Below are 22,030 nucleotides of genomic sequence, written 5' to 3'. Positions count from 1 at the left end.
TCATTTTTTCTTCGCGGTAGTTTTAGGGAAGCGTCACGCTACCGTAAAAGAGCGGCGGCATCCTCCCCCCACTGACGACTGTGTGCCTTTTTGGGGGGCTGAGCCATGTCTTATACCTTGCAGATTCTTCACGCATCCGATCTCGAGGCCGGCTTGGCCGCGCTGGAGCGCGCTCCCAATTTCGCCGCCATCATCGATTGGCTGGAAGACACCTACTCGAACTCGATCACCCTGTCGGGCGGCGACAACATCCTGCCCAGCCCGTTCTTCAACGCCGGCGCCGATCCCGCGCTGCGCGCCACCTTCATCCAGGTGATGAACGAATTCTACGGCCTGCCGCGCGACGTGAACGGCGACGGCACGCCCGATTCCTACGCCGACCTGCGGGAATCGCTGGGCCGCGTCGATATCGCGATGATGAACATCATCGGCTTCGACGCCTCGGCCATGGGCAACCATGAATTCGACCAGGGCACCGGCGTCCTCTCCGAGATCATCCGTCCGGACTACCGCACCGCGGGCCTTGGCAACGACCGCTGGGTCGGCACCCAGTTCCCCTATCTCTCGGCCAACCTCGACTTCTCGAAGGACCCGAACCTGGCGTCCGCCTACACGAACAGCATCCTGAACGTGAACGCCTTCGACAGCGGCCCGGCGCAGTCCCTCGCCAACACCACCGTGCCGAAGATCGCGCCGGCCGCGATCATCGAAGAGAACGGGGAAAAGATCGGCCTCGTCGGCGCCACCACCCAGATCCTGGCCACGATCTCGTCGCCCGGCGCGACCGAGGTCAAGGGCCCGGACGCCAACGACATGCCGGCGCTGGCCGCCATCCTGCAGCCCTATGTGAACGACCTGATCGCCCAGGGCGTGAACAAGATCGTCCTCATGTCCCACCTGCAGGACATCAACCTGGAAAAGGCCCTGGCGCCGCTGCTGACCGGGGTCGACGTCATCGTCGCCGCCGGCTCGCACACCCTGTCGGCCGATGCCACCGACCGCCTCGCGGCGGGCGACACCAAGCAGGACGATTATCCGGTCGTCTCAGCCGGCGCGGACGGCAAGCCGGTCGCCATCGTCTCGACCGCGAATGAATATTCCTATGTCGGCCGCCTGGTCGTCACCTTCGACGACGACGGCGTGATCGACCCGGCCAGCATCGACGCCGACATTTCCGGCGCCTATGTCGCCGATGCGGCGACGGTCGAAAGCCTGTGGGGCTCGCTCGATGCCGCCTTCGCGAACGGCACCAAGGGCGACCTCGTCGGCACCCTGACCGCCGCCGTGTCGGACCTCATCGTCGCCAAGGACGGCACCGTCTACGGCCAGACCGACGTCTACCTCGAAGGCCGCCGCGAACTGGTCCGCACCGAGGAAACCAACCTCGGCAATCTCACCGCCGACGCCAACCTGGCGCTGGCCCGCGAAATCGACCCGACCACCGCGGTCTCGATCAAGAACGGCGGCGGCATCCGCGCCCCGATCGGCGAAATCACCGTGGTCGGCACCGGCGATCCGCAGTACCTGCCGCCGGCGGCCAATCCGGACGCGGGCAAGCAGGCGGGCGACATCAGCCAGCTCGACCTCGAGAATTCGCTGCGCTTCAACAATGCCCTGTCGCTGGTCACCGTGACCGCCGAAGGCCTCCTGAAGATCCTGGAGCACTCGGTCGCGGGCGTCGCCCCGGGCGCCACGCCGGGCAGCTTCCCGCAGATCGGCGGCCTGCACTTCTCCTATGACCCCTCGGCCCCGGTCGGCGACCGCATCCAGTCCGTCGCCCTGAAGGACGAAGCGGGCAACACCACCAAGATCCTGGTGCAGGACGGCAACGTGGTGGTCGATCCGGCGACCCCGGTGCGCATCGTCACCCTCAGCTTCCTGGTCGACGGCGGCGACGGCTACCCGTTCCCGGCGCTGGTGACCAACCGCGTCGATCTTTCGACCGACCTCGCCGAGCAGGCGGCCTTCGCCCGCTACCTCGAGGACAATTACAGCGACACGCCCTATAACACCGAAGACACGACCATCGGCCTCGACTCCCGCATCCAGAACCTCGCCGAGCGTTCGGATACGGTCGATGCCCCGGTCGCCAGCCAGCAGATCGGCGCCAGCCTGCTCGGCGTCGCCGACTCGGGCTCGGGCGCAACCGGTTCCGAGGTTTCGGCCTTCGATCCGGCGACGCTGCGCCTCTTCGTCACCAACGGCGCGCAGAACGCCATCGACATCTTCAACCTCGCGGATCCGGAATTCCCGGTGAAGATCGGCCAGCTGGACCTGTCCAAGCTGACCGCGTTCGGCGGCGTCACCTCGGTCGCGGTCAAGAACGGCCTGGTCGCCGTGGCGGTCCCCAATGCCGACGGCACCAAGGACGGCCAGATCGCGGTCTACGGCACCGACGGCACCTTCCTGAAGACCTTTGCCGCCGGCGCCCTGCCGGACATGGTCACCTTCTCGCCGGACGGCACCAAGATCCTGACCGCCAACGAAGGCGAGCCGGTCGCCGCCGGTAACCCCAAGGGTTCGGTGACCGTGGTCGACATCTCGACCGGTCTCGATACCGCGGTGGTCACCCAGGTCGGCTTCACCGCCTTCGACGGCAAGGAAGCCGATCTCCGCGCCCAGGGCGTGCGCGTCTTCCCGGGCCAGACCTTCTCCAACGACGTCGAGCCGGAATATGTCACCGTCTCGGCCGACGGCACCAAGGCCTTCGTCACCCTGCAGGAACAGAACTCGGTCGCGGTCATCGACCTCGTGACCAAGACCGTGACCTCGATCCTGCCGCTCGGCACGATCGATCACAGCAAGGACGGCTCGGGCATCGACGCCTCCGACCGCGACGATGCCATCAACATCACCACCCACCCGGTCTTCGGCATGTTCATGCCGGACGCCATCACCAACTACACGGTGGGCGGCAAGACCTACTTCATCACCGCCAACGAGGGTGACGACCGCGGCGAGACCGCCCGCGTCCGCGACCTGAAGCTGGACCCGACCGCCTTCCCGAACGCCAAGGAAATCCAGGCCAACAGCGACCTCGGTCGTCTGACGGTCTCGACCATCGACGGCGACATCGACGGCGACGGCGACTATGACCGGCTGTATTCCTACGGCACCCGCTCGTTCTCGATCTTCGACGACCAGGGCAAGCTGGTGTTCAACTCGGGCGACCAGTTCGAGAAGATCATCGCCGAACTGACCCCGGCCCTGTTCAATGCCGACAACGGCGCCTTCGACGGCCGTTCGGACAACAAGGGGCCGGAGCCGGAAGGTGTGACCCTGGCCACCATCGACGGCCAGATCTATGCCTTCATCGGCCTGGAGCGGGCCAGCGGCATCATGATCTACAACGTCACCGATCCGGCCAAGGTCTCCTACGTCACCTATATCGACGGCCTGAAGCTCGGCCAGGTTTCGCCCGAAACCCTGCAGGTGGTCTCGGCCACGGACAGCCCGACCCACAAGCCGCTGCTGATCGTCGCCAACGAGGTCAGCGGCACCACCGCGATCTACGAACTGAGCGGCGCCGGCATCGCCGACCATGAAGTCACCGGCACCTCGGGCGACGACACCCTGGCCGGCACCGTCGGCGTCGACGTCTATGACGGCGGCGCGGGCGACGACGTGGTCACCGGCGGCACCCGCGACGACAAGCTGGCGGGCGGCGCGGACGACGACATCATCCTCGGCGGCCGCGGCACCGACGTGGCCAGCTTCGCGGCCCACATCGGCGATGTCACCATCACCCGCATGTCGGCTTCGGACATCGCCCTCTACAACCGCCTGCTGACCGGCAAGCAGGTCGCTCTCGACACCAATGAAGCGGCCTTCAAGGTTTCGGGCCCCGACGGCGTCGACGTCGTCCAGGCCGAGGAACTGCACTTCGCCGACGGCGTGCTGCGCATCACCGACGGCATCCTGGTGCTCGACGGCCGCGCCGACACCTTCAAGGGCGGCACCAAGGCCGATGCGATCGCCGGCGGCGCCGGTGACGACGTCATCGACGGCGGCAACGGCGACGACCTGCTGATCGGCGGCGCCGGGGCCGATACCCTGATGGGCGGCGCCGGCAACGACATCCTGGTCGCCGACCAGGGTGACGACAACCTGCTGGGCGGTTCGGGCAACGACATCCTGATCGCGCTCGGGGCCGACGGCGCCTCGGTCGCCATGCTGGGCGGCTCGGGCAACGACGTCTTCGCCTTCCTGGCGGGCGACAGCCGCCTGGGCCTGGACGTCGATGCCATCATCGCCGACTTCTCGACCGACGACCGCATCAACCTGGGCGACCTGCGCAGCGCCTCGGGCGCGGTGCTGACGCTGGCCGACATCCTGGCCGTGTCCAGCGACGTCGGCGGCGACGCGGTGATCAACCTCGACGGCTTCGTGACCGCCGGCGGGGCCGATGTCGGCGGCAGCATCACGCTCGCCGGCGTCGAGGTCGGCAGCCTGACTGCGGCGTCCTTCGACTTCGCCGCCCTGGTCCTGCCGGCGACGGCGAACTTCGCCGATGTGATCGATCCGGTCGCCCACGCGGCCTGATCAGGTTTGGCGGGGGCGCTGCGGCGCCCCCGTTCATCACGAAATTGTCATCGGACCGACCGGGAACCGCAACCGGTCGGCTCTATCACCTGGGCAGGCCCGGCCGGATTCCGGCCCGGCCGCATCAGCAAGGACGAGGCGAATGAGCGTATCCGGTATCGCCGAAACCGAAGGTTCCGTCTTTTTTGTCGACGCCCGCAAGCAGGCGGCCGAGCTTCTGCGCCGGCGGCCCGCGGCTCCGCGCGGCAATCGGGCGGGGGCGGGGCTCGGCCTTGCGTCCATGGCGGTGCTGCTCGGCGCCTGCGGCCTGAACGACAGCGACGGCGGCAGTGCGCCGCCCGCCGCCGTGACCGGCCGGGTGGTCAAGGATTACGCCGCCGGCACCAACGTCTTCGCCGACGCCAACAACAACGGCGTGCGCGACGCGGGCGAGCAGGGGGCGGTGACCGGCACCGACGGCAGCTTCGTCGCTTCCAATTTCACCGGCATCATGACCGCGACCGGCGGCATCGACACCGGCAACGGCGTTGCCCTGTCCGACATCGTGCTGCGCGCCCCGGCGGGGGCGACGGTGATCACGCCGCTGACCACCCTGATGGTCGCCGGCGCCACCGAGGCCGAGGTGATCGCCGCCTTCGGCCTTGCCGCCGGCACGGATATCGACCGGCTGGATGCCCTGGCCGGGGTCAAGGCCGGCACCGCCGGTGCGGCGGCCGTGCTCACCGCCGGCCATGTCGCGACCGTGACCATCCGCGCCCTCGCGGCCCTGAACGGCGAGAGCTTCACCGCCGCCGCGACCCGCCTGGCCGACAGCCTGACCGGCCAGGCGGTCGATTTCACCAGCAAGGATGTCCTGAAGGCCTATATCAAGGGCGCCGATGCGGTCACCGCCGATCGTGCTGCCAGCCTGATCGGGGCCGTGAACGACGCCCTGCTGGACCGTGCCGCCAATCCGCTGGGCGCCGGCCTGCAGGCCGCCTCGCTGCTTGGCCAGACCGTGCTGATCGCCGATCTTCAGCGCTTCCTGGCGGCGCCGGCCGAAGAGGCCTGGGCCGCGCTCACCGCCCGCTACAGCGGCCAGACGCTCACCGATCTGATCACCGCCGCCGAGGGCGCGCTGCCCGCCGCCAATGCGGAAGTGATCGCCGGCATCGATCATCTGCTGACCGACGCCGGCAAGCCGGCCGTGGTCAAGGCCGCCGATCTTCTGAAGAACGACCACAGCGTCGACGGCGACGCCCTCAGCCTGACCGGGGTCGAGGTTCCGGCCGCCCAGGCCGGGCGTCTCGCCGTCGTCTTCGATGCCGCCACCGGCACGCTGACCGTTACCCCGGCCGCCGGCTTCACCGGCCTTGCCAGCTTCACCTACCTCGGCAAGGACGCCGAGGGCAACGCCTTCAAGGGCACGGTCCTCGTCGATGTCGACGGTTCGATCCTGCCCGACGGCGCCGGCAACGACACGATCACCGGCACCGGCGAGCGCAATGTCATCATCTCCGGCGCGGGCGACGATACGCTTTACGGCCTCGGCGGCGACGACCGCCTGATCTCGCTGGCCGGCAGCGATGCCATCGACGGCGGCAGCGGCGCCGATATCCTGGTCGCGGCCGGCCGCGACGGGGCCGAGGTCGTGCTGCGCGGCGGCTCGGGCGCCGATCTCTTCGTGCTCGCCCCGGCCAAGGCCGATCTCGCCCTCGATGTCGAGGCGATCATCGTCGATTTCGCCAAGGGCGCCGACCGCATCGACCTGTCGGCGCTCCGCGACGGCGACGGCAGCGTGCTCACCATCGACGACATCCTGGCGGCCACCGGCAATGCGAACGGCGATGCGGTGATCGACCTCAGCCATTTCGTCACCGCCGCGGGCAAGGATGTCGAGGGCGGCATCACCCTGACCGGCATCGACAGCGCCGATCTGGGCGCCGGTGATTTCGTTCTGGCCGGCGGCACCGATTGGCGCGCCGGGATCGAGGACCTGCTGGCAACCGCTGTGACCGTATGATGTTCATCTTTTCGCGCCGGCCGTCGCCGGTGCTGGTAGGGCCGGCACTGGTTGCCGGCCTTATCCTGTTGACCGCCTGTGACGACCTGGAGATGCCGCCGGAAGCGGCCGTCGTCCAGCCCGCGGTCCTGCCCGCCGCCAGCGCCCCGGTTCATGTCGAAATCGCAGCGCCGGCGCCGGCCCCGGTTCCGCCGGTTTCAGCCCCCCTGGCGGACGACCTCGGCCTCGTGGAGCGGATCGAGGCGCGCGAACGTTTCGCCGTAGGTCCGCGCCTGCCGGCGGAAGCCTTCGTCACCCTGGTGCGCGATGCCGTGATCAGCCATCCGCAATACAACAGCGCGGCCACCGAGGCGGAGATCGGCGGCTTCGCCATCGACGAGGCCTGGGCGGGCCTGATGCCCCAGGTCAGCGTCGGCGCCACCGGCAGCGCCAGCCAGTTTTCCGCGACCCGCAGCGACATGTCCGGCACCAGCCGGAGCCGCGGCTTCGAAAAGGATGCGGATGTCTTCGTCCGCGCCCGGCAATTGCTGTTCGATGCCGGCGCCACTTTCGATCGCATCGGCCAGGGCGAAGCGGAATATGCCGCCGGCCTCCGCCAGCAGGAAGCGACGGCGACCGGCCTCGCGGTCGAGGCCATCGCCAGCTATTACGAGACGCTGGCCTTCACCATGCTGGTCGGCCTCGGCGAGGATCACCTCGGCCGGCTGCGCGAGCTGGAGGAGATGGTCGACGCCCGGCGCCTCGGCGGCGGCGGCGATCTCGGCGACCTTGCCGAGGTGCGGGCGGAGCGGGCCAATGCCGAAACCCGCCATGTCTCGATCCGGCGGCGCCTGACCGATGCGCGCAGCCGCTTCGGCGAATTGTTCGGGCGCGAGCCCGGCGCCGAACTGCCCTGGCCGGCGATCGCCCCCGGCCTTCCGCCGACGCGGGAAGATGCCCTGGCGATGGCGGCCGCGACCCATCCGGCCCTGCTGGCGGCGCGCGAGAAGGTCAGGGCCAGCGGCCTCGCCCTCTCCGCCGTCGAGGCCGAGCGCTATCCGAACCTCAGTCTCGAAGTGGACGGGGCGCGTTACGACATTGCCACCGATCCGGTCGACGGCGTGACCTTCCGCATCGTCGGCAGCATGAAGCTCTATGACGGCGGCCTGTCCGATGCCCGCGAGGGGCGGGCAGGGGCGGCGCAGCGGAAGGCGCGTTTCGACGAAGCCTATGCGCTGCGCTCCGTCGAGCGGCGCACGGCCGCGGCCTTCGATGCGCTGCGCCTGATGGAGGACGAGAGCCGCGCCGCCGATGCCGCCCTGGCGGCGACGGCGGCGGCAAGGGTCGCCACCCGCGAGCGCTTTCTGGCGGTCGGCGGCAATCTTCTCAACGTCCTCAATGCCGAGGTCGACGCCCATAATGCCGCCGTCGCCTGGATCGAGGTGATGGTCAACCGCGAGATCGCCCGCTTCCGCCTGTTGGAAGCGACCGGCGGCCTTGCCCCCTATATGGGTCTGGAGGTATCGCCATGACCGAACAGCTGGAGGCGCGCGACCGCCCGTGGCGCGAGCATTGGTTCTGGGGTGCGTTCTGGCGCAGCCGCGGCATCTATGGCCAGGTGGTGCTGGCGGCGGCGGTGACCAATGTCTTCGCCCTGTCGACCTCGCTGTTCTCGATGACGGTCTATGACCGCGTGATCCCCAATGATGCGATGGAAAGCCTGGCGGCCCTCGCCATCGGCATGGGCGTCATCGTCTTCTTCGATCTCGCGATCAAGCTGATCCGCGCCTATTTCATCGATATCGCCAGCCGGCGGGCCGATCTCGATATCGGCGAGAAAGTCTTCGAGCAGGTCCTGCGCATGCCGCTGGCGGCGCGGCGCGGGGCTTCCGGCGCCTTCGCCTCGACCATGCGGGAATTCGAGACGCTGCGGGAATTCTTCACCTCCGCCACCCTGGTTGCCATCGTCGACCTGCCGTTCATCCTGCTGTTCCTGCTGGTCATCTATATGATCGGCGGCTGGCTGGTGCTGGTGCCGGCGCTGTCGGTGCCGCTGGTCCTGCTCGCGGCGCTGGCGTCCCAGCCGGCGCTGTCGCGGCTGTCGCGCCTCGGGCTGAAGAGTGCGCGCACCCGCCAGGCCGTGCTGGTCGAGACCCTGGCCGGGATCGAAACGGTGAAGGCGGTGGGCGCCGGGGCGGAGATGGCCGGGCGCTGGCGCGCCGGCATCGCCCATGGCGCCGAAATCGGCCAGCAGTCGCGCTTCTGGTCGCAGCTGGCGGTCAATGCCGCCGCCTTCGCCCAGCAGGCGGTGCAGGTCGGCATCGTCATTCACGGCGTCTTCCTGATCAAGGACGGGCTCTTGTCCATGGGCGCGCTGATCGCCTGCTCGATCCTGGCCGGGCGGGCGCTGGCGCCCCTGGCGCAGCTGGCCAACGTCCTGGCGCGGGCCCATCATGCCGCCGCCTCGTTCAAGGTCCTGTCCGAGATCATGGCCGCGCCGGTGGAGATGCGGGCGGGGCAGGGGGCCCTGACCAAGAGCCGCTTCAACGGCGCGATCGAATTCCGCAACGTGATCTTCCGCTATCCGGGCAAACCTTATCGCGCGCTGGACGACGTATCCTTCCGCATCGAGCCGGGCGAGCGGGTCGCCCTGCTGGGCCGGGTCGGCTCGGGCAAGAGCACGCTGGCGCGCCTGATCCTCGGCCTCTACACGCCTGAGGACGGCACGGTCACCATCGACGGCACCGAAGTCCGGCAATGGGATCCGGATCATCTCCGCCGTTCGGTCGGCGTCGTCTTGCAGGATGTCTGCCTGTTCTCGGGCACGATCCGCCACAATGTGACGGTCGGCCTCGACGATGTCGACGACGACCGCCTGCTCGCCGCCGCCGAGGCCTCGGGCCTGCACGACATGATCGGCCACCTGCCGCAGGGTTACGACCTCGAGATCGAGGAGCGGGGCGAGGGCCTGTCCGGCGGCCAGCGCCAGGCGATCGCGCTCACCCGTGCCCTGGTGCGCGATCCCGCCATCTATGTGATGGACGAGCCGACCAGCGCCATGGACGTCCGCACCGAGGCGCAGTTCATCGAACGCATGAAACCCCTGGTCGAGGGCCGCACCCTGGTCCTCGTCACCCACCGGACGGCGATGCTCGACCTCGTCGACAAGGTGATCGTGCTCGACCGGGGCAAGGTGGTGGCGGCCGGCCCGCGCGACCGGGTACTGGCGGCGCTGAGCCCGAAGGGCCCGCGCCCGGCGGCGGAGGCGGTAGCATGACCATGGCCCCGATCGAACGGCCGGAAGACATCAAGCCGGCCATTTCCGCCAGCCTGCTGGTCGGCATCGTCGCCCTGTTCCTGGTCGTCTTCGTGCTCTGGGCCGGCTTTGCCGAACTCGACAAGGTGACCCGGGGCGACGGCCGGGTGATCCCGTCGCGCCAGGTCCAGGTGGTGCAGAACCTCGAGGGCGGCATCGTCAAGGAAATCCTGGTGCGCCAGGGCGACCGGGTGAAGGCGGGCGACGTCCTGCTGCGCATGGACGGCGTCGCCTTCGACGCCGAATTCCGCAAGACGCGGGAGGAATATCTGTCGCTCGCCGCCCGCTTCGTCCGCCTGGAGGCGGAGGCCGACCTGCGCCAGCCCGTGTTCCCGGACGATCTGCTGCGCGATGCGCCCGATTACGTCGCGGCCGAGCGGGCGCTGGCCGCCGGGCGGCGCAACGACCTCGACGTCCGCCTGTCGATCCTGTCGTCCCGCCTCGACCAGCGCCGGCAGGCGCTGGCGGAGGCGACCTCGGCGCTGGCCAATGCGGAAAAGGCCATGGCGCTGGCCCGGGCCGAGCATGAGATCATCGAGCCCCTGGTGTCGCGCGGCTTGCAGCCCCGGGTCGAGCTGGTGCGCGCCGACCAGCGCCTGACCGCCGCGACCGGCGAGCGCGACCTCTCCCGTCTCGCCATGGAGCGGAGCGCCCAGGCGATCACCGAGACCGAGCGCGAGATCGAGAGCACCGGCCTGCAATTCAAGGCGGAGGCGCTGGAAGCCCTGACCGAGGTGAAGCGCCAGCGCGACCTGCTGGAACGGGCCATGCCGGCGATGGAGGACCGGGTGGAGCGGACCGAGGTGCGTTCCCCCCTCGGCGGGATCGTGAACCGGGTCCTGGTCCATACCATCGGCGGCGTCGCCCAGCCGGGCATGCCCCTGGTCGAGGTCGTGCCGCTGGACGACACGCTGCTGATCGAGGCCCGCATCCGCCCGGAAGACATCGCCTTCCTGGCACCGGGGCTGGACGCGCGGGTCAAGCTGACGGCCTATGATTTCGCCGTCTACGGCGCCCTGCCGGCGACGGTGGAGCATATCAGCGCCGATGCCGTGACCGACGAGAAGGGCGAGCGCTTCTATATCGCCCAGGTCCGCACCACCCGCCCCAGCCTGGGCCGGAAGGGCGGGACGGAAGAATTGCCGATCCTGCCCGGCATGGTCGCCCAGGTCGATATCCTGACCGGCAAGCGCAGCGTGCTCGACTATATCCTGACCCCGATCGTCCGGGTGCGGGACACGGCATTCCGCGAAAGCTGATTTTTGGCTCGCCTGAATCGCCCGTACCGCTGAAGCTGGGGTGTGTTCAGGCGAAGCGGAAGCGTCGGCTTCCCCCTCACCCCCGCCCTCTCCCCCAAGGGGCGAGGGAGTCGATGCCGTGCGTGGGTGGACTCCCTCGCCCCTTGGGGGAGAGGGCGGGGGTGAGGGGGAACTTCAGCCGCTTGGCGTATGCGCTCAAGGCATCTTAACGGGATCGAGGCGGGCATGGCTGTCGAAGGCGCGGGGAGCAATCTGGCCCCGATCGTGGTGTTGCTGGGGGCGGGGGTGGTCGCGGTGCCGCTGTTCAGGCGCCTCGGGCTCGGCTCCGTGCTCGGCTATTTCACCGCGGGCCTCGCCATCGGGCCGTTCGGCTTCGCCTTTTTCTCCGATCCCGCTGCGATCCTTCATGTCGCCGAACTGGGCGTGGTGCTGTTCCTGTTCATCGTCGGGCTGGAGATGCGGCCGGCCAAGCTGTGGGGCCTGCGGCGCGAGATCTTCGGCCTCGGCGTTGCCCAGGTCGTCGCCTGCGGCGCCCTGCTCACCGGGGTCGGCGTGCTGCTCGGCTATGCGCCGGTGGTCGCCTTCATCGGCGGGGCGGGCTTCGTGCTGTCGTCGACCGCCGTCGTCATGCAGGTGCTGAACGAGCGGGGCGAAACCGCGACGCCGGCCGGCCAGCAGGCGGTCTCGATCCTGCTGCTCGAAGATCTCGCCATTGTGCCCCTGCTGGCCGTGGTCTCCCTGCTGGCGCCGGCGGGCGATGCGGCGGCGGGGGACGAGCGCTGGCTCGGCGTCGTCGTCGCACTCGGGGCGCTGGCGGTGCTGGTCGCCGCCGGGCGCTGGCTGCTCAATCCGCTGTTCGCGGTCCTGGCCGGGGCGCGGGCGCGGGAAGTGATGACGGCCGCCGCCCTGCTGGTGGTCCTCGGTTCGGCCCTGCTGATGGAAAAGAGCGGGCTGTCCATGGCGCTCGGGGCTTTTCTCGCCGGCGTGCTGCTGTCGGGGTCGAGCTTCCGCCACCAGTTGGAGGTCGATATCGAACCTTTCAAGGGGCTGCTGCTCGGGCTGTTCTTCCTGGCCGTCGGCATGTCGCTGGATGTCGGGGTGGTGCTGGCGGAATGGCGGGTGACGCTGGCCCTGGTCGCGGCCTTCATGGCGGCGAAGGGGCTCGGCATCTATATCGTCGCCCGGGTCTTCGGGGCGTCGAACCGGACCGCGATCACCCGCCTGTCGCAATTCGCCCAAGGGGGGGAATTCGCCTTCGTCCTCTATGCCGCTGCCCTGGCCGCCGGCCTCATGGGCGCAAGGGACGGGGCGGTGATGTCGGCCGCCATCATCCTGTCCATGGCCCTGACCCCGATCCTGATCCTGGCCGTCGACCGGGCCAACCGGGCGCCGCAGGATGCGGGCGACGATCTCGACCGGGCGGAGGACCTGCACGGCAAGGTCCTGATGATCGGCTTCGGCCGCTTCGGCCAGGTGGCGTCGCAAGTGCTGCTCGCCCGCGGGATCGAGGTTTCCCTGATCGACAACGACCCCAACCGCATCCGCGAGGCCGGCCGGTTCGGCGTGAAAGTCTATTACGGCGACGGCACCAGGCTCGACGTCCTGCACGCCTCGGGCGCGGGGGAGGCGGCGGCGATCCTGGTCTGCATCGACGACCGGGCGGCAGCGACCCATATCGTCGATATCGTCCGGGCCGAATTCCCGCTGGCGAAACTGCTCGTGCGCTCCTACGACCGGCGCCACTCGATCCAGCTGATCCGCAAGGGCGTGGATTTCGAGGTGCGCGAGACGTTCGAATCCGCGCTCGCCTTCGGCAGCGCCGCCCTGAAGTCGCTGGGCGAGGAGGGCGAGGACTGCGCCCAACTGAAGGCCGAGATCCGCCGGCGCGACGCCGAGCGCCTGGCCCAGCAGGTGCTGGAGGACGGTCAGATCGGCAGCGGCCGCGCCGCCGGCCCGGTGCCCGAGCCGCTGACCCGGCCGCGCAAGGGGGCGTGATCGCCGCCCTGGCCCATCAGGTGCTCGATGAACAGGTTGAACAATTCGGTCTGGCTGGAGATGCCGAGCTTGGCGTGAATATGCTTGCGGTGGATCTTCACCGTGCCTTCGGCGATTTCCAGCGTCCGGGCGATGGACAGGCTGGAATGGCCGCGCAGGATCAGGCTGACGACGGTCTGTTCCCGGGGCGTCAGCCGGTCCTGGCGGAAGCTGCGGAACGCCGCCTCGACGGTTGCCGTGCGCTGGCCCTCGCTGTGGCGGGCGGCAAGGTGGTGCCAGTGCCGGGCCATCAGCGCGCCGACCATGGGCGCCGCCGCGCGCAGGCGCTCCATCTCCGCCGCCGCGAAGGGGGCATTGCCGTGCTGGCGCATCAGCGAATAGGCAAGGCTCAGATCGCCGGCCAGCGGCGCGATGAAGACGATTTCCTCCGCCAGCGTGCCGGTCTCCATCGAGATGCAGGGATGGACCGCCGGTGACTTGAAATAGTCGCCGTCGAAGAAGGCGTCGGGTGCCAGGTCGCGCAGGCGGTAGAGGCCCGGGGCCACGCGGCGCCGGCAGGCGGCATAGACCGCGTCGAGCAGATAGGTGCCGTTCAGGTAATTGTCCATGATCGCGGCCGGCGACACGCCGTTCAGCCCGTCATGCAGCAGAAGCGGCCGATCCTGCCCCGGATAGGCGAAGACGCAGCTGATGTCGAAAGGGGCGACGGTCGCCAGGGCACGGTCGAGGGACGCTGGAAACCCCTCCCGGCCGATCATCGACACGAGGTCGGGGGTGCGCGCGTGCCAGTCGCCGATCTGCAAACCCTGCCCCTTTTTGATGCACCGCAGCATATCCCCTTCGGGGTATGTACGCACTGTCGCAGGAAACGAACATGATCGGTAGGAAAAAGCTGGCGCTCCGGTCAAGATTCTGCGGGCGCGGTCGAGCGGTGACCAACGCGAGGGGCAAGGGGCATGGCCGGCAGGCTGGCAGGCAAGATCGCACTGATTTCGGGCGGGGCCACGGGCATGGGCGGGGCGGCAGCCGTGCTGTTCGCCGCCGAGGGGGCGAAGGTCGCCATCGTCGACCGCAATGAGGCGGCGGCGGAGGCGACGGCGGCGCAGATCGCGGCCGCGGGCGGCGAGGCGGCGGTCTTTCCCGCCGATGTTTCCGACGAGGGCGCGGTGGCGGCCGCGGTCGATGCCGCCACGGCGCGCTTCGGCGCGATCACCACCCTGTTCAATCACGCCGGCTCGATCGTCATCAAGCCCTTCCTCGAGACGACGCTGGCCGAATGGGAATGGCTGCATGCGGTCAACGTCCGCTCCATGTTCCTGATGACCCGCGCGGTGCTGCCGGGGATGATCGCGGCCGGCGGCGGCTCGATCGTCTGCACCTCGTCCATCTCGGCGGTGGCGGCGACGCCGATGGAAGTGCTCTACGACACCACCAAGGGCGCCTGCCACATGTTCGCCCGCGCCATCGCGGTCGAATTCCGCGACCGCAACATCCGCTGTAACGCCGTCTGTCCCGGCTTCATCCGCACGCCCCACGGCCTGCGCGAGGTCGAGCTGCTGCAATCCTACGGCGTCGACGTCTCGGAAGCCGCGCTCGCCGCCCAGCAGGGCCGCATCGGCGAGCCGGAGGAGGTGGCGAAGGCCGCCCTCTTCCTCGCCAGCGACGAGGCGAGTTTCGTCAACGGCGCCCAGCTCTTCGTCGACAACGGCTTCACCGCGATCTGAGGGGCAACATGCCGGGTTTCATCAAGGCTTACGTCCGCTTCATGGACCGCATCAGTTTCTGGACCGGCCTCTTTGCCATGTATCTGGTCTTTGCCCTGCTGGGCATCCTGCTGCTCGCCTCCTTCATGAAGGTGTTCTTCCTGCCCCTGAACTGGACCGTCGAGATGGCCCAGTTCGTCATGGCGTCCTATTACCTGCTGGGCGGGGCCTGGACCTTGCGGGAAGGGGAACATGTGCGCATGGACCTCGTCTACGGCGGCTGGCCGGTGAGGCGGCAGGCCAAGGTCGACCTCTTCACCAATCTGGCCATGATCGCCTTCCTCGTCCTGCTGCTTTACGGCGGTGTTTCCAGCACGGTCTATGCGATCGAATACGGCGAGCGCAGTTTCTCGCCCTGGCGGCCCTATATGTGGCCGGTCAAGGTGGTGCTGACCTTCGGCATCCTGCTCACCCTGTTGCAGGCGATCGCGATCTTCTTCAAGGACTGGGCCGCGGCCCGGGGGGAGACCCTGCCGTGAGCTATGAACTCATCGCCCTCATGATGTTCAGCGGCATGATGCTGCTGCTGCTCACCGGCCAGCGGGTCTTCGCGGTCATCGGTTTCGTGGGGGCGGCGTCGGCCCTGCTGCTCTGGGGCGACGGTTCGGCCGAACTGTCCTTCGCCTCGGCCATGAAGCTGATGAAGTGGTATCCCATGCTGACGCTGCCGCTCTTCGTCTTCATGGGGTACATGCTGGCGGAAAGCCGGATCGCCGACGATCTCTACAAGATGTTCCATGTCTGGATGGGGCCGGTGCGGGGCGGGCTGGCGCTGGGCACGGTCATGCTGATGGTGGTGATCTCGGCCATCAACGGCCTTTCCGTCGCCGGCATGGCGGTGGGGGCGACCATCGCCCTGCCGGAACTGCTGCGCCGCAACGCCGACAAGGTCATGGTCACCGGCGTGATCCAGGCAGGCTCGACCCTCGGGATCCTGCTGCCGCCCAGCGTCGTCCTCGTGCTCTACGGCATGATCGCGCGCCAGCCGGTCGGCCACCTGTGGATGGCCGGCGTCTTTCCCGGCCTGCTGATGGCGGTCATCTTCGGCCTCTATATCGTCATCCGCTGCTGGCTTCAGCCGAACCTCTGCCCGCCGCTGACCAAGGAGGAGCGGGCGAGCTATACCTGGGGCGACAAATTCGCCCTGCTGCGGGCGGGGCTGATCCCGCTGGTGATCTTCGTCACCATGACCGGCCTGTTCCTGACCGGGGTCACCAGCCTCGTTGAAAGCTCGGCGGTCGGGGCGCTGTCGTCGATCGTCGCCGTCGTCGTCCGCGGCCGCTTCACCTGGAAGATCCTGCACGAGACGGTGAAGAAGACGCTGGGCATCTCCTGCATGTTCATGTGGATCCTGCTGGCGGCGCTCTGCTTCGGCGCGGTCTTCGACGGGCTGGGCGCGGTCAAGTCGATCGAGCATCTGTTCGTCGGCGAACTGGGCATGGATCGCTGGGTGATCCTGATCATGATGCAGGTCACCTTCCTGATCCTGGGCGCCTTCCTCGACGATACCGCCATGCTGGTGATCGTGGCGCCGCTGTTCATCCCGCTGGCCGGCAGCCTCGGCTTCGATCTGGTCTGGTACGGCGTGCTCTATACGATCACCTGCCAGGTCGCCTATCTGACGCCGCCCTTCGGCTACAACCTGTTCCTGATGCGCTCTATGGCGCCGCCCGAGATTACGCTGCCCGACATCTACCGCTCCGTGGTGCCCTTCGTCGGCCTGATGGTGCTGACCCTGATCATCATCGGTGTCTTTCCCGAAATCGCCACGTGGCTGCCCCACTACTACTACGGCAATTGACAAGGAGGCTGGGTGATGAAGAAGACCAACAGGCGTGATTTCCTGAAGAAGGCCGGCATCGCCACGGCCGCCGCCGCGGGCACCGCCACCATCGGCGCGCCCTATGTCAAGGCGGCGGAACCGATCAAGTGGCGGTTCCAGACCTATGCCGGCTCGGTTCTCGGCCAGCATGTGACCAAGCCCGCCATCGACGCCTTCAACAAGGCCGCCAAGGGCGAGATGGTGATCGAGCTTTACTACGCCGACCAATTGGTGCCGACCGGGGAATTGTTCCGCGCCCTGCAATCCGGGACCATCGACGCCGTCCATTCCGACGACGATTCCATGGCCGCGCCGGTCGAAGTGGCGACCTTCGGCGGCTATTTCCCCTTCGCGACCAAGCATGCCCTGGACGTGCCGACCCTGTTCACCCAATACGGTCTGGCCGATATCTGGCGCGACGCCTACAAGAAGGCGGAGGGCGTGGTCTGGCTCTCGGCCGCCGGCCAGGACCCCTGTAATTTCAACACCAAGAAGCCGATCCGCTCGGTGAAGGACCTGGAGGGCCTGCGCCTCTATACCTTCCCGACCGCGGGCCGTTTCCTCGCCCAGTTCGGCGTGGTGCCGGTCTCCCTGCCCTATGAGGACGTGCAGGTCGCGGCCCAGACCGGCGAGATCGACGGCATGTCCTGGTCCGGGATCACCGAGGATTACACCGTGGGCTGGGCCGATGTAACCAAATACTTCCTGACCAACAATATCTCGGGCGCCTGGATCGGCTCCTGGTTCGTCAACGAGAAGCGCTGGGCGGAATTGCCCGAGCACCTGAAGGAACTCTATCTCGCCTGCGTGAAAGCCGGTCACCAGTACCGCGACCAATGGTATTGGGGCGGCGAGGCCAAGCTGCGCGCCACCGGCACCAAGCTGGAACTCACCACCGTGCCCGCCGCCGAATGGGCCGTCCTCGAAGAGGCGGCCAAGAAATTCTGGGACGAAGTGGCGGCCGAAAGCGAGATCAAGGCCAAGGTGGTTTCGATCTTCAAGGAATACAACGCGACCATCGGCAAGGCCGGCGGTCTCTATTCCTGCGGCTGAGGGACCCGGCCCTCGGCGCCTCGGGCGTCCGAGGGCTGTGTCCGGCGCGGGGGGCTATGCAGGCGCCGGCCTTGCCGTCCCGCCGCCCGCGCTGAAATAATCCGCCGCGCTGCCGCTGCGGCGAGAGAGAGACATGAACCCCCAAGATGCCGGCACCGGCGGGTCTTTCCGGCCCGCCCTCGGCTTTCGCGAATTCGTCGCCATCGTCGCCTTCACCATGTCGCTGGGCGCCCTGTCCATGGACAGCATGCTGCCGGCCTTCGGCCAGATGCGCACCGCCTTCGGCCTGGCTGACCCGAACGAGATGCAGCTGACCGTGGTCGTCTTCATGGCCGGCTTCGGCGTCGCCCAGCTTCTCTACGGGCCGCTGTCGGACAATTGGGGCCGGCGCCCGGCGCTGATGCTCGGGCTCGGGATCTTTACCCTGGGCTCGCTGATGGCGATCGCGGCGCCCAGTTTCGAGGTGCTGATCGCCGCCCGCCTGGTCCAGGGGATCGGCGCGGCGGCAACGCGCATCATCACGACCGCCATCACCCGCGACCGTTTCGAGGGCGCGGAAATGGCCCGGGTGATGGCGCTGATCATGATGGTCTTCATCGTCGTGCCGGTCTTCGCGCCCTCGATCGGCAGCCTGATCCTGCTGGCGGGCGGCTGGCGGCTGGTCTTTGCCGGCATGCTGGCGGTCGGGCTCGTGGTCGCCCTGTGGTTCCACCTGCGCATGCCGGAAACCCTGCATCCCGAATACCGCATGCCCCTGTCGGCGCGGCGCATCGGGGCGGCGGCGCTGCGCTGCATCCGGACCAGGCAGAGTTTCGCCGCCGCGACCTCGACCGGCCTCCTCTACGGCTGCTTGATGGCCTACATCGCTTCGGCGGAACAGATCTTCGCCGGGCCGGTCTATGGCCTCGGGCCGCTGTTTCCCGTCGTCTTCGGGCTGATCGCGGCGCTGATGGGCGGGGCGTCCTTCACCAATTCGCGCCTTGTCCGCCGCCTCGGCATCCGTCGGCTGCTGCATACCGGGCAATGCGGCTTCGTCGCCTGCGCCCTGGTCATGGTCGGCCTCGCGCTCGGCTTCGACGGCAGGCCGCCGCTGGTCGCCTTCTGCCTGGTGCTGACCGCCTGCCTGTTCCTGTTCAGCCTGACCATGCCGAATTTCAATGCCCTGGCCATGTCGCCCCTGGGCGATATCGCCGGCACCGCATCGTCCTTGATCGGCTTCTATACCACGATCGGCGGCGCCATGCTGGGCGGGCTGGTGGCAAGGTTCTTCGACGGCACGGTGATCCCGCTGTCCCTCGGCTTCCTCGTCCTCGGCGGGGCCTCGCTGGCGGTGACGCTCTGGGCCGAAGGGGGGCGCCTGTTCGGCGACGCCCCCGCCGCCCCTCACTGAAGGGCAGCCAGCGGGTCGCTGATCTCGACCCGCAGATCCGGCCGGCCGGTCGCCGCGAATTCCCGGCGCAGGCGATCGGCCAGGAGCCCGGCGTCGCGGTGATAGGCGGCAAGGCGCGCCGGCGTCCAGGGCGGCAGGTCTTCGATCTCGGCCCGGTCGTATTCCTCGCTCCAGGCATTGAGATCCAGGGTCAGCTGCCAGGAAATCCCGATCCGGTCGGGCGGGAGCGCCTCGTCCGCCGGGGCCAGGCTGCGCAGCGGCCAGTCATAGAGCGCCGGCACCAGCATGACCCCCCCGTCCAGGTCGCGGGCCGGGGGCACGGGCAGGGCCGCGGGCTCGAAGCTGATCGCGGTATCGGGCAGGGCGGCCCGGACCGCCGGCAGCAGCGCTGCGCCCGCCGCGTCGATCCCGGCCTGGGCGGCGGGATCGAGCAGGGCGGCCCGGCGCGGGTCATGGGCATCGGCCCGGGACTGGAACAGGTCGATCCAGCCGAGCAGGCGCGCGGTCAGGTCTTCCGGCAGGTAGGCGCGCTGTTCCCAGGTTTCCCAGGGCAGGCCGGTTTCGGCATCGATCAGGCCGGTGCCGCCCCAGGACGGCGTCAGGATCAGCCGCGCCGGCACCGGTTCCGGCGCCATGCCCCCGTCGATCGCGTTGCCGCCGCCCGGCCGGTCGACCAGCTGCCGCAGGACCATGCCGTAACCGAAGACGAAGCAGAAGATCGCGATCGCGAGAAGCGCCGGGTGAAGCGCCTCGAACGGCCGCAGCGTGCCGGCATGGCCGGCCCAGATCACCCCCGCGGTCGCGACGAGATAGAGAAGGAAGGCGTTCCAGGTGCTGCGCCGGCCCTTCGCGTCCGGCGGATCTTCCGGGTCGAGGTAGCGGGGCGCCACGATCACCAGATAGACCGCCTGGGCCAGGGCATTGACGATGAAGAGCACGACCGCCCAATCCCACAGCATGATCAGGGCGAAGCCGCCGGCGCCGATGCCGACCGGGGCGGCGGTCAGCCAGATCTGGCGGATGCGCTCGGCCCGCGGGGTCCGCTTCATCGACAGGGCGGCGAGCGCCCGGTCGATGAAGCCGCCCATGACCGCGGCCCGGAGCGCGACGAGGCCGGCGAAGCCATAGAAGGCGCCGAGCGGGCGCAGCACGAGGTCGGCAGGCGTTACGTCCATCACTTCCGTTCCGTCTCTTGCCCTTCGGCGCCGATCCCCAGGCGCTCGATCACCATGTCCATTGGGGTGCCGCGGGCGACGACCAGCAATTGTTCCGGCGCCCGGCTGCAGGCGATGGTCACGGCGCCGCGCGGGCAGACGTCGAAGCAGCGGGTCTCGACGATGCCGGTCTTCGGCTTCGCCTTGCAGTCGCCGCCCAGGGCCCGGGACAGGGCCTTGGCGAAATCCTGCTTGCCGTCCGGGCCGAAGCCGCGCTTGGCCTTCCGCTCGCATTTGCCGCAGACGAGGACGAAATCCTCCCATCCGGTCTTGATCGGCTTGCTGATGTCCTTGACCATCGTTCCTTCCTTGCGGCACCACCTTATGCGGTGAAGAACATGGGGCCGCGATGATGCCGTTCACAGGGGCAGCGTTCACAGGGGGGGCCGGGCGGGCCAATCGGTCGCATTGCCCGCGCCCGGCCGGGGGCGCGAAGTGTGCGACATGAGACTCTATCGCAAAATCATGGCCGGACTCGCCAGCGCGGCAACGGCCTTCGCCCTGGCGGCCACCGTTGCCGGGCCCGGCCATGGCGCCCCCGCTGCCGATCCGGCGGCCCTGGCCCGCCTGGGCGAACAATTGTTCCATGATACCAACCTGTCGCGGAACCGCACCCAGGCCTGCGCCACCTGCCATATGCCCGACCTCGGCCTCGCCGACGGCCGCGAGGTCGAGGGGACGGGAAGGGCGGTGTCGCTGGGCGACGACGGCACTTCGATCGGGACCCGCAATGCCCCGACCGCCGGCTATGCCCTGCTGTCTCCCGCCTTTGCCCTGACGGCGGCGGGGGCCTATGTCGGCGGCCAGTTCCTGGACGGGCGGGCGGCGACCCTCGAGGACCAGGCGGCGGGCCCGCCGCTCAACCCCCTCGAAATGGCGATGCCGGACAAGGCGGCGGTGGTCGCGCGGCTGCGCGAGAACAAGGATTATGTCGCCGCCTTCGGCGCCCTGTTCGGCAAAACCGTCCTCGACGATGCCGAGACCGGCTATGCCGCCATGACCGGGGCGATCGCCGCCTTCGAGCGGACGCCCGCCTTCGCCCCCTTCGATTCCAAATACGACCGTTTCCTGCGCGGCGAGGCGGTGCTGACGCCGGAGGAGGAATTGGGCCGGGTCCTGTTCTTCTCCAGCCAGTTCACCAATTGCAGCCAGTGCCACCGGCTGAAACCCGTGGGCGGGCAGGAGGGGGAGACCTTCTCCAACTACCAGTTCCACAATATCGGCGTGCCGGCCAATCCCGCCCTCGATGCCGCGCAGGGCAAGCCCGTGGCCGACCAGGGCCTGGCCGCCAACGACGCGGTGACCGACAAGGCGGCCGCGGCCGGCCGCTTCAAGGTGCCGACCTTGCGCAATGTCGCGGTCACCGGCCCCTATATGCACAACGGCGTGTTCAAGGACCTGCGCACGGTCATCCTCTTCTACAACAAGTACAACGCCAAGGCGGCGCGCCGGCAGATCGACCCGGAAACGGGCGCGCCCTGGGCGCCGCCGGAAGTGGCCGGCAATATCTCGCTGAAGGAACTGGAATCGGGGCCGGCCCTGGACGACAAGCGCATCAATGCCCTGGTCGCCTTCCTGAAGACCCTGACCGACCGGCGCTATGAGGCCCTGATCCCGGCGGAATAGCAATTTCGCATGGCACCACGGGGGTCCGTCCCGGCATCATGGCGTGAGCCCTGCCTTGCCGAGTCCAGA

At 68.7% G+C, this 22,030-nt stretch carries 15 protein-coding genes; 12 read left to right on the top strand and 3 right to left on the bottom strand.

The features are described 5' to 3' along the window. Positions 1-105 precede the first annotated feature (105 nt). From DKG75_RS04965 to DKG75_RS04940, 6 genes are all read left to right on the top strand, one after another. Complete coding sequence (locus DKG75_RS04965; RefSeq protein WP_109919935.1) at positions 106-4,542, top strand: choice-of-anchor I family protein; 4,437 nt, start codon at positions 106-108, stop codon at positions 4,540-4,542. Positions 4,543-4,684: 142 nt separating this feature from the next. Beyond that, positions 4,685-6,544 carry a cadherin-like domain-containing protein gene (locus DKG75_RS04960; RefSeq protein WP_109919934.1) on the top strand — a complete coding sequence of 620 codons (1,860 nt, stop codon included), beginning with the start codon at positions 4,685-4,687 and terminating at the stop codon, positions 6,542-6,544. Continuing rightward, positions 6,541-8,055, top strand: coding sequence for a TolC family protein (locus tag DKG75_RS04955; RefSeq protein ID WP_109919933.1), 1,515 nt, complete (start codon positions 6,541-6,543; stop codon positions 8,053-8,055). Before DKG75_RS04960 ends, DKG75_RS04955 begins: the two co-directional genes overlap by 4 nt. Continuing rightward, a complete protein-coding gene (locus tag DKG75_RS04950; protein ID WP_109919932.1) occupies positions 8,052-9,800 on the top strand; it encodes a type I secretion system permease/ATPase in 1,749 nt (582 codons plus the stop codon). The genes DKG75_RS04955 and DKG75_RS04950 overlap by 4 nt, the downstream gene beginning before the upstream one ends. After that, the gene (locus DKG75_RS04945; RefSeq protein WP_109919931.1) at positions 9,797-11,098 is read left to right on the top strand and encodes an HlyD family type I secretion periplasmic adaptor subunit; all 1,302 of its coding nucleotides are present in this window, start codon (positions 9,797-9,799) and stop codon (positions 11,096-11,098) included. Before DKG75_RS04950 ends, DKG75_RS04945 begins: the two co-directional genes overlap by 4 nt. Before the next feature lie 225 nt (positions 11,099-11,323). Beyond that, a complete protein-coding gene (locus DKG75_RS04940; RefSeq protein WP_109919930.1) occupies positions 11,324-13,093 on the top strand; it encodes a monovalent cation:proton antiporter-2 (CPA2) family protein in 1,770 nt (589 codons plus the stop codon). Here DKG75_RS04940 and DKG75_RS04935 read toward each other — a convergent pair. After that, the gene (locus tag DKG75_RS04935) at positions 13,024-13,896 is read right to left on the bottom strand and encodes a helix-turn-helix transcriptional regulator (protein WP_166646338.1); all 873 of its coding nucleotides are present in this window, start codon (positions 13,894-13,896) and stop codon (positions 13,024-13,026) included. The two genes, DKG75_RS04940 and DKG75_RS04935, sit on opposite strands and share 70 nt — an antisense overlap. Before the next feature lie 153 nt (positions 13,897-14,049). Between DKG75_RS04935 and DKG75_RS04930 the strand changes: the two genes are divergently transcribed. The 5 genes from DKG75_RS04930 (at position 14,050) to DKG75_RS04910 (ending at position 19,121) form a co-directional block, all read left to right on the top strand. Beyond that, complete coding sequence (locus DKG75_RS04930; RefSeq protein ID WP_109919928.1) at positions 14,050-14,817, top strand: SDR family NAD(P)-dependent oxidoreductase; 768 nt, start codon at positions 14,050-14,052, stop codon at positions 14,815-14,817. Between the two features lie 8 nt (positions 14,818-14,825). Continuing rightward, complete coding sequence (locus DKG75_RS04925) at positions 14,826-15,335, top strand: TRAP transporter small permease subunit (protein WP_109919927.1); 510 nt, start codon at positions 14,826-14,828, stop codon at positions 15,333-15,335. Continuing rightward, entirely contained in the window at positions 15,332-16,657 is a 1,326-nt protein-coding gene (locus tag DKG75_RS04920; RefSeq protein WP_109919926.1) for a TRAP transporter large permease, read from the top strand. The genes DKG75_RS04925 and DKG75_RS04920 overlap by 4 nt, the downstream gene beginning before the upstream one ends. 15 nt (positions 16,658-16,672) lie before the next feature. Beyond that, positions 16,673-17,731 carry a TRAP transporter substrate-binding protein gene (locus DKG75_RS04915; protein ID WP_109919925.1) on the top strand — a complete coding sequence of 353 codons (1,059 nt, stop codon included), beginning with the start codon at positions 16,673-16,675 and terminating at the stop codon, positions 17,729-17,731. 133 nt (positions 17,732-17,864) lie between these two features. Then, positions 17,865-19,121, top strand: coding sequence for a multidrug effflux MFS transporter (locus DKG75_RS04910; protein ID WP_109919924.1), 1,257 nt, complete (start codon positions 17,865-17,867; stop codon positions 19,119-19,121). Here the strand turns inward: DKG75_RS04910 and DKG75_RS04905 are convergent. Beyond that, complete coding sequence (locus DKG75_RS04905; protein WP_109919923.1) at positions 19,115-20,296, bottom strand: hypothetical protein; 1,182 nt, start codon at positions 20,294-20,296, stop codon at positions 19,115-19,117. The genes DKG75_RS04910 and DKG75_RS04905 overlap by 7 nt on opposite strands. Then, positions 20,296-20,634: a hypothetical protein gene (locus tag DKG75_RS04900; RefSeq protein ID WP_208111943.1), complete on the bottom strand. Its 339-nt coding sequence runs from the start codon at positions 20,632-20,634 to the stop codon at positions 20,296-20,298. Before DKG75_RS04900 ends, DKG75_RS04905 begins: the two co-directional genes overlap by 1 nt. 145 nt (positions 20,635-20,779) lie before the next feature. Here DKG75_RS04900 and DKG75_RS04895 point away from each other — a divergent pair, with 145 nt between their 5' ends. Beyond that, positions 20,780-21,961 carry a cytochrome-c peroxidase gene (locus DKG75_RS04895; RefSeq protein ID WP_208111942.1) on the top strand — a complete coding sequence of 394 codons (1,182 nt, stop codon included), beginning with the start codon at positions 20,780-20,782 and terminating at the stop codon, positions 21,959-21,961. Positions 21,962-22,030 lie beyond the last annotated feature (69 nt).

The sequence above is a fragment of the Zavarzinia compransoris genome (genome assembly GCF_003173055.1).
GTDB lineage: Bacteria > Pseudomonadota > Alphaproteobacteria > Zavarziniales > Zavarziniaceae > Zavarzinia > Zavarzinia compransoris.
The sequence above is the reverse complement of the archived record's forward strand: the minus strand, read 5'-3'. Positions and strand labels throughout refer to the sequence as shown.

Bases quoted from the DNA above. Each gene is read 5' to 3' on its own strand.
- DKG75_RS04965 (WP_109919935.1), top strand. From the start codon at position 106: ATGTCTTATACCTTGCAGATTCTTCACGCATCCGATCTCGAGGCCGGC.
- DKG75_RS04960 (WP_109919934.1), top strand. From the start codon at position 4,685: ATGAGCGTATCCGGTATCGCCGAAACCGAAGGTTCCGTCTTTTTTGTC.
- DKG75_RS04955 (WP_109919933.1), top strand. From the start codon at position 6,541: ATGATGTTCATCTTTTCGCGCCGGCCGTCGCCGGTGCTGGTAGGGCCG.
- DKG75_RS04950 (WP_109919932.1), top strand. From the start codon at position 8,052: ATGACCGAACAGCTGGAGGCGCGCGACCGCCCGTGGCGCGAGCATTGG.
- DKG75_RS04945 (WP_109919931.1), top strand. From the start codon at position 9,797: ATGACCATGGCCCCGATCGAACGGCCGGAAGACATCAAGCCGGCCATT.
- DKG75_RS04940 (WP_109919930.1), top strand. From the start codon at position 11,324: ATGGCTGTCGAAGGCGCGGGGAGCAATCTGGCCCCGATCGTGGTGTTG.
- DKG75_RS04930 (WP_109919928.1), top strand. From the start codon at position 14,050: ATGGCCGGCAGGCTGGCAGGCAAGATCGCACTGATTTCGGGCGGGGCC.
- DKG75_RS04925 (WP_109919927.1), top strand. From the start codon at position 14,826: ATGCCGGGTTTCATCAAGGCTTACGTCCGCTTCATGGACCGCATCAGT.
- DKG75_RS04915 (WP_109919925.1), top strand. From the start codon at position 16,673: ATGAAGAAGACCAACAGGCGTGATTTCCTGAAGAAGGCCGGCATCGCC.
- DKG75_RS04910 (WP_109919924.1), top strand. From the start codon at position 17,865: ATGAACCCCCAAGATGCCGGCACCGGCGGGTCTTTCCGGCCCGCCCTC.
- DKG75_RS04905 (WP_109919923.1), bottom strand. From the start codon at position 20,296: ATGGACGTAACGCCTGCCGACCTCGTGCTGCGCCCGCTCGGCGCCTTC.
- DKG75_RS04900 (WP_208111943.1), bottom strand. From the start codon at position 20,634: ATGGTCAAGGACATCAGCAAGCCGATCAAGACCGGATGGGAGGATTTC.
- DKG75_RS04895 (WP_208111942.1), top strand. From the start codon at position 20,780: ATGAGACTCTATCGCAAAATCATGGCCGGACTCGCCAGCGCGGCAACG.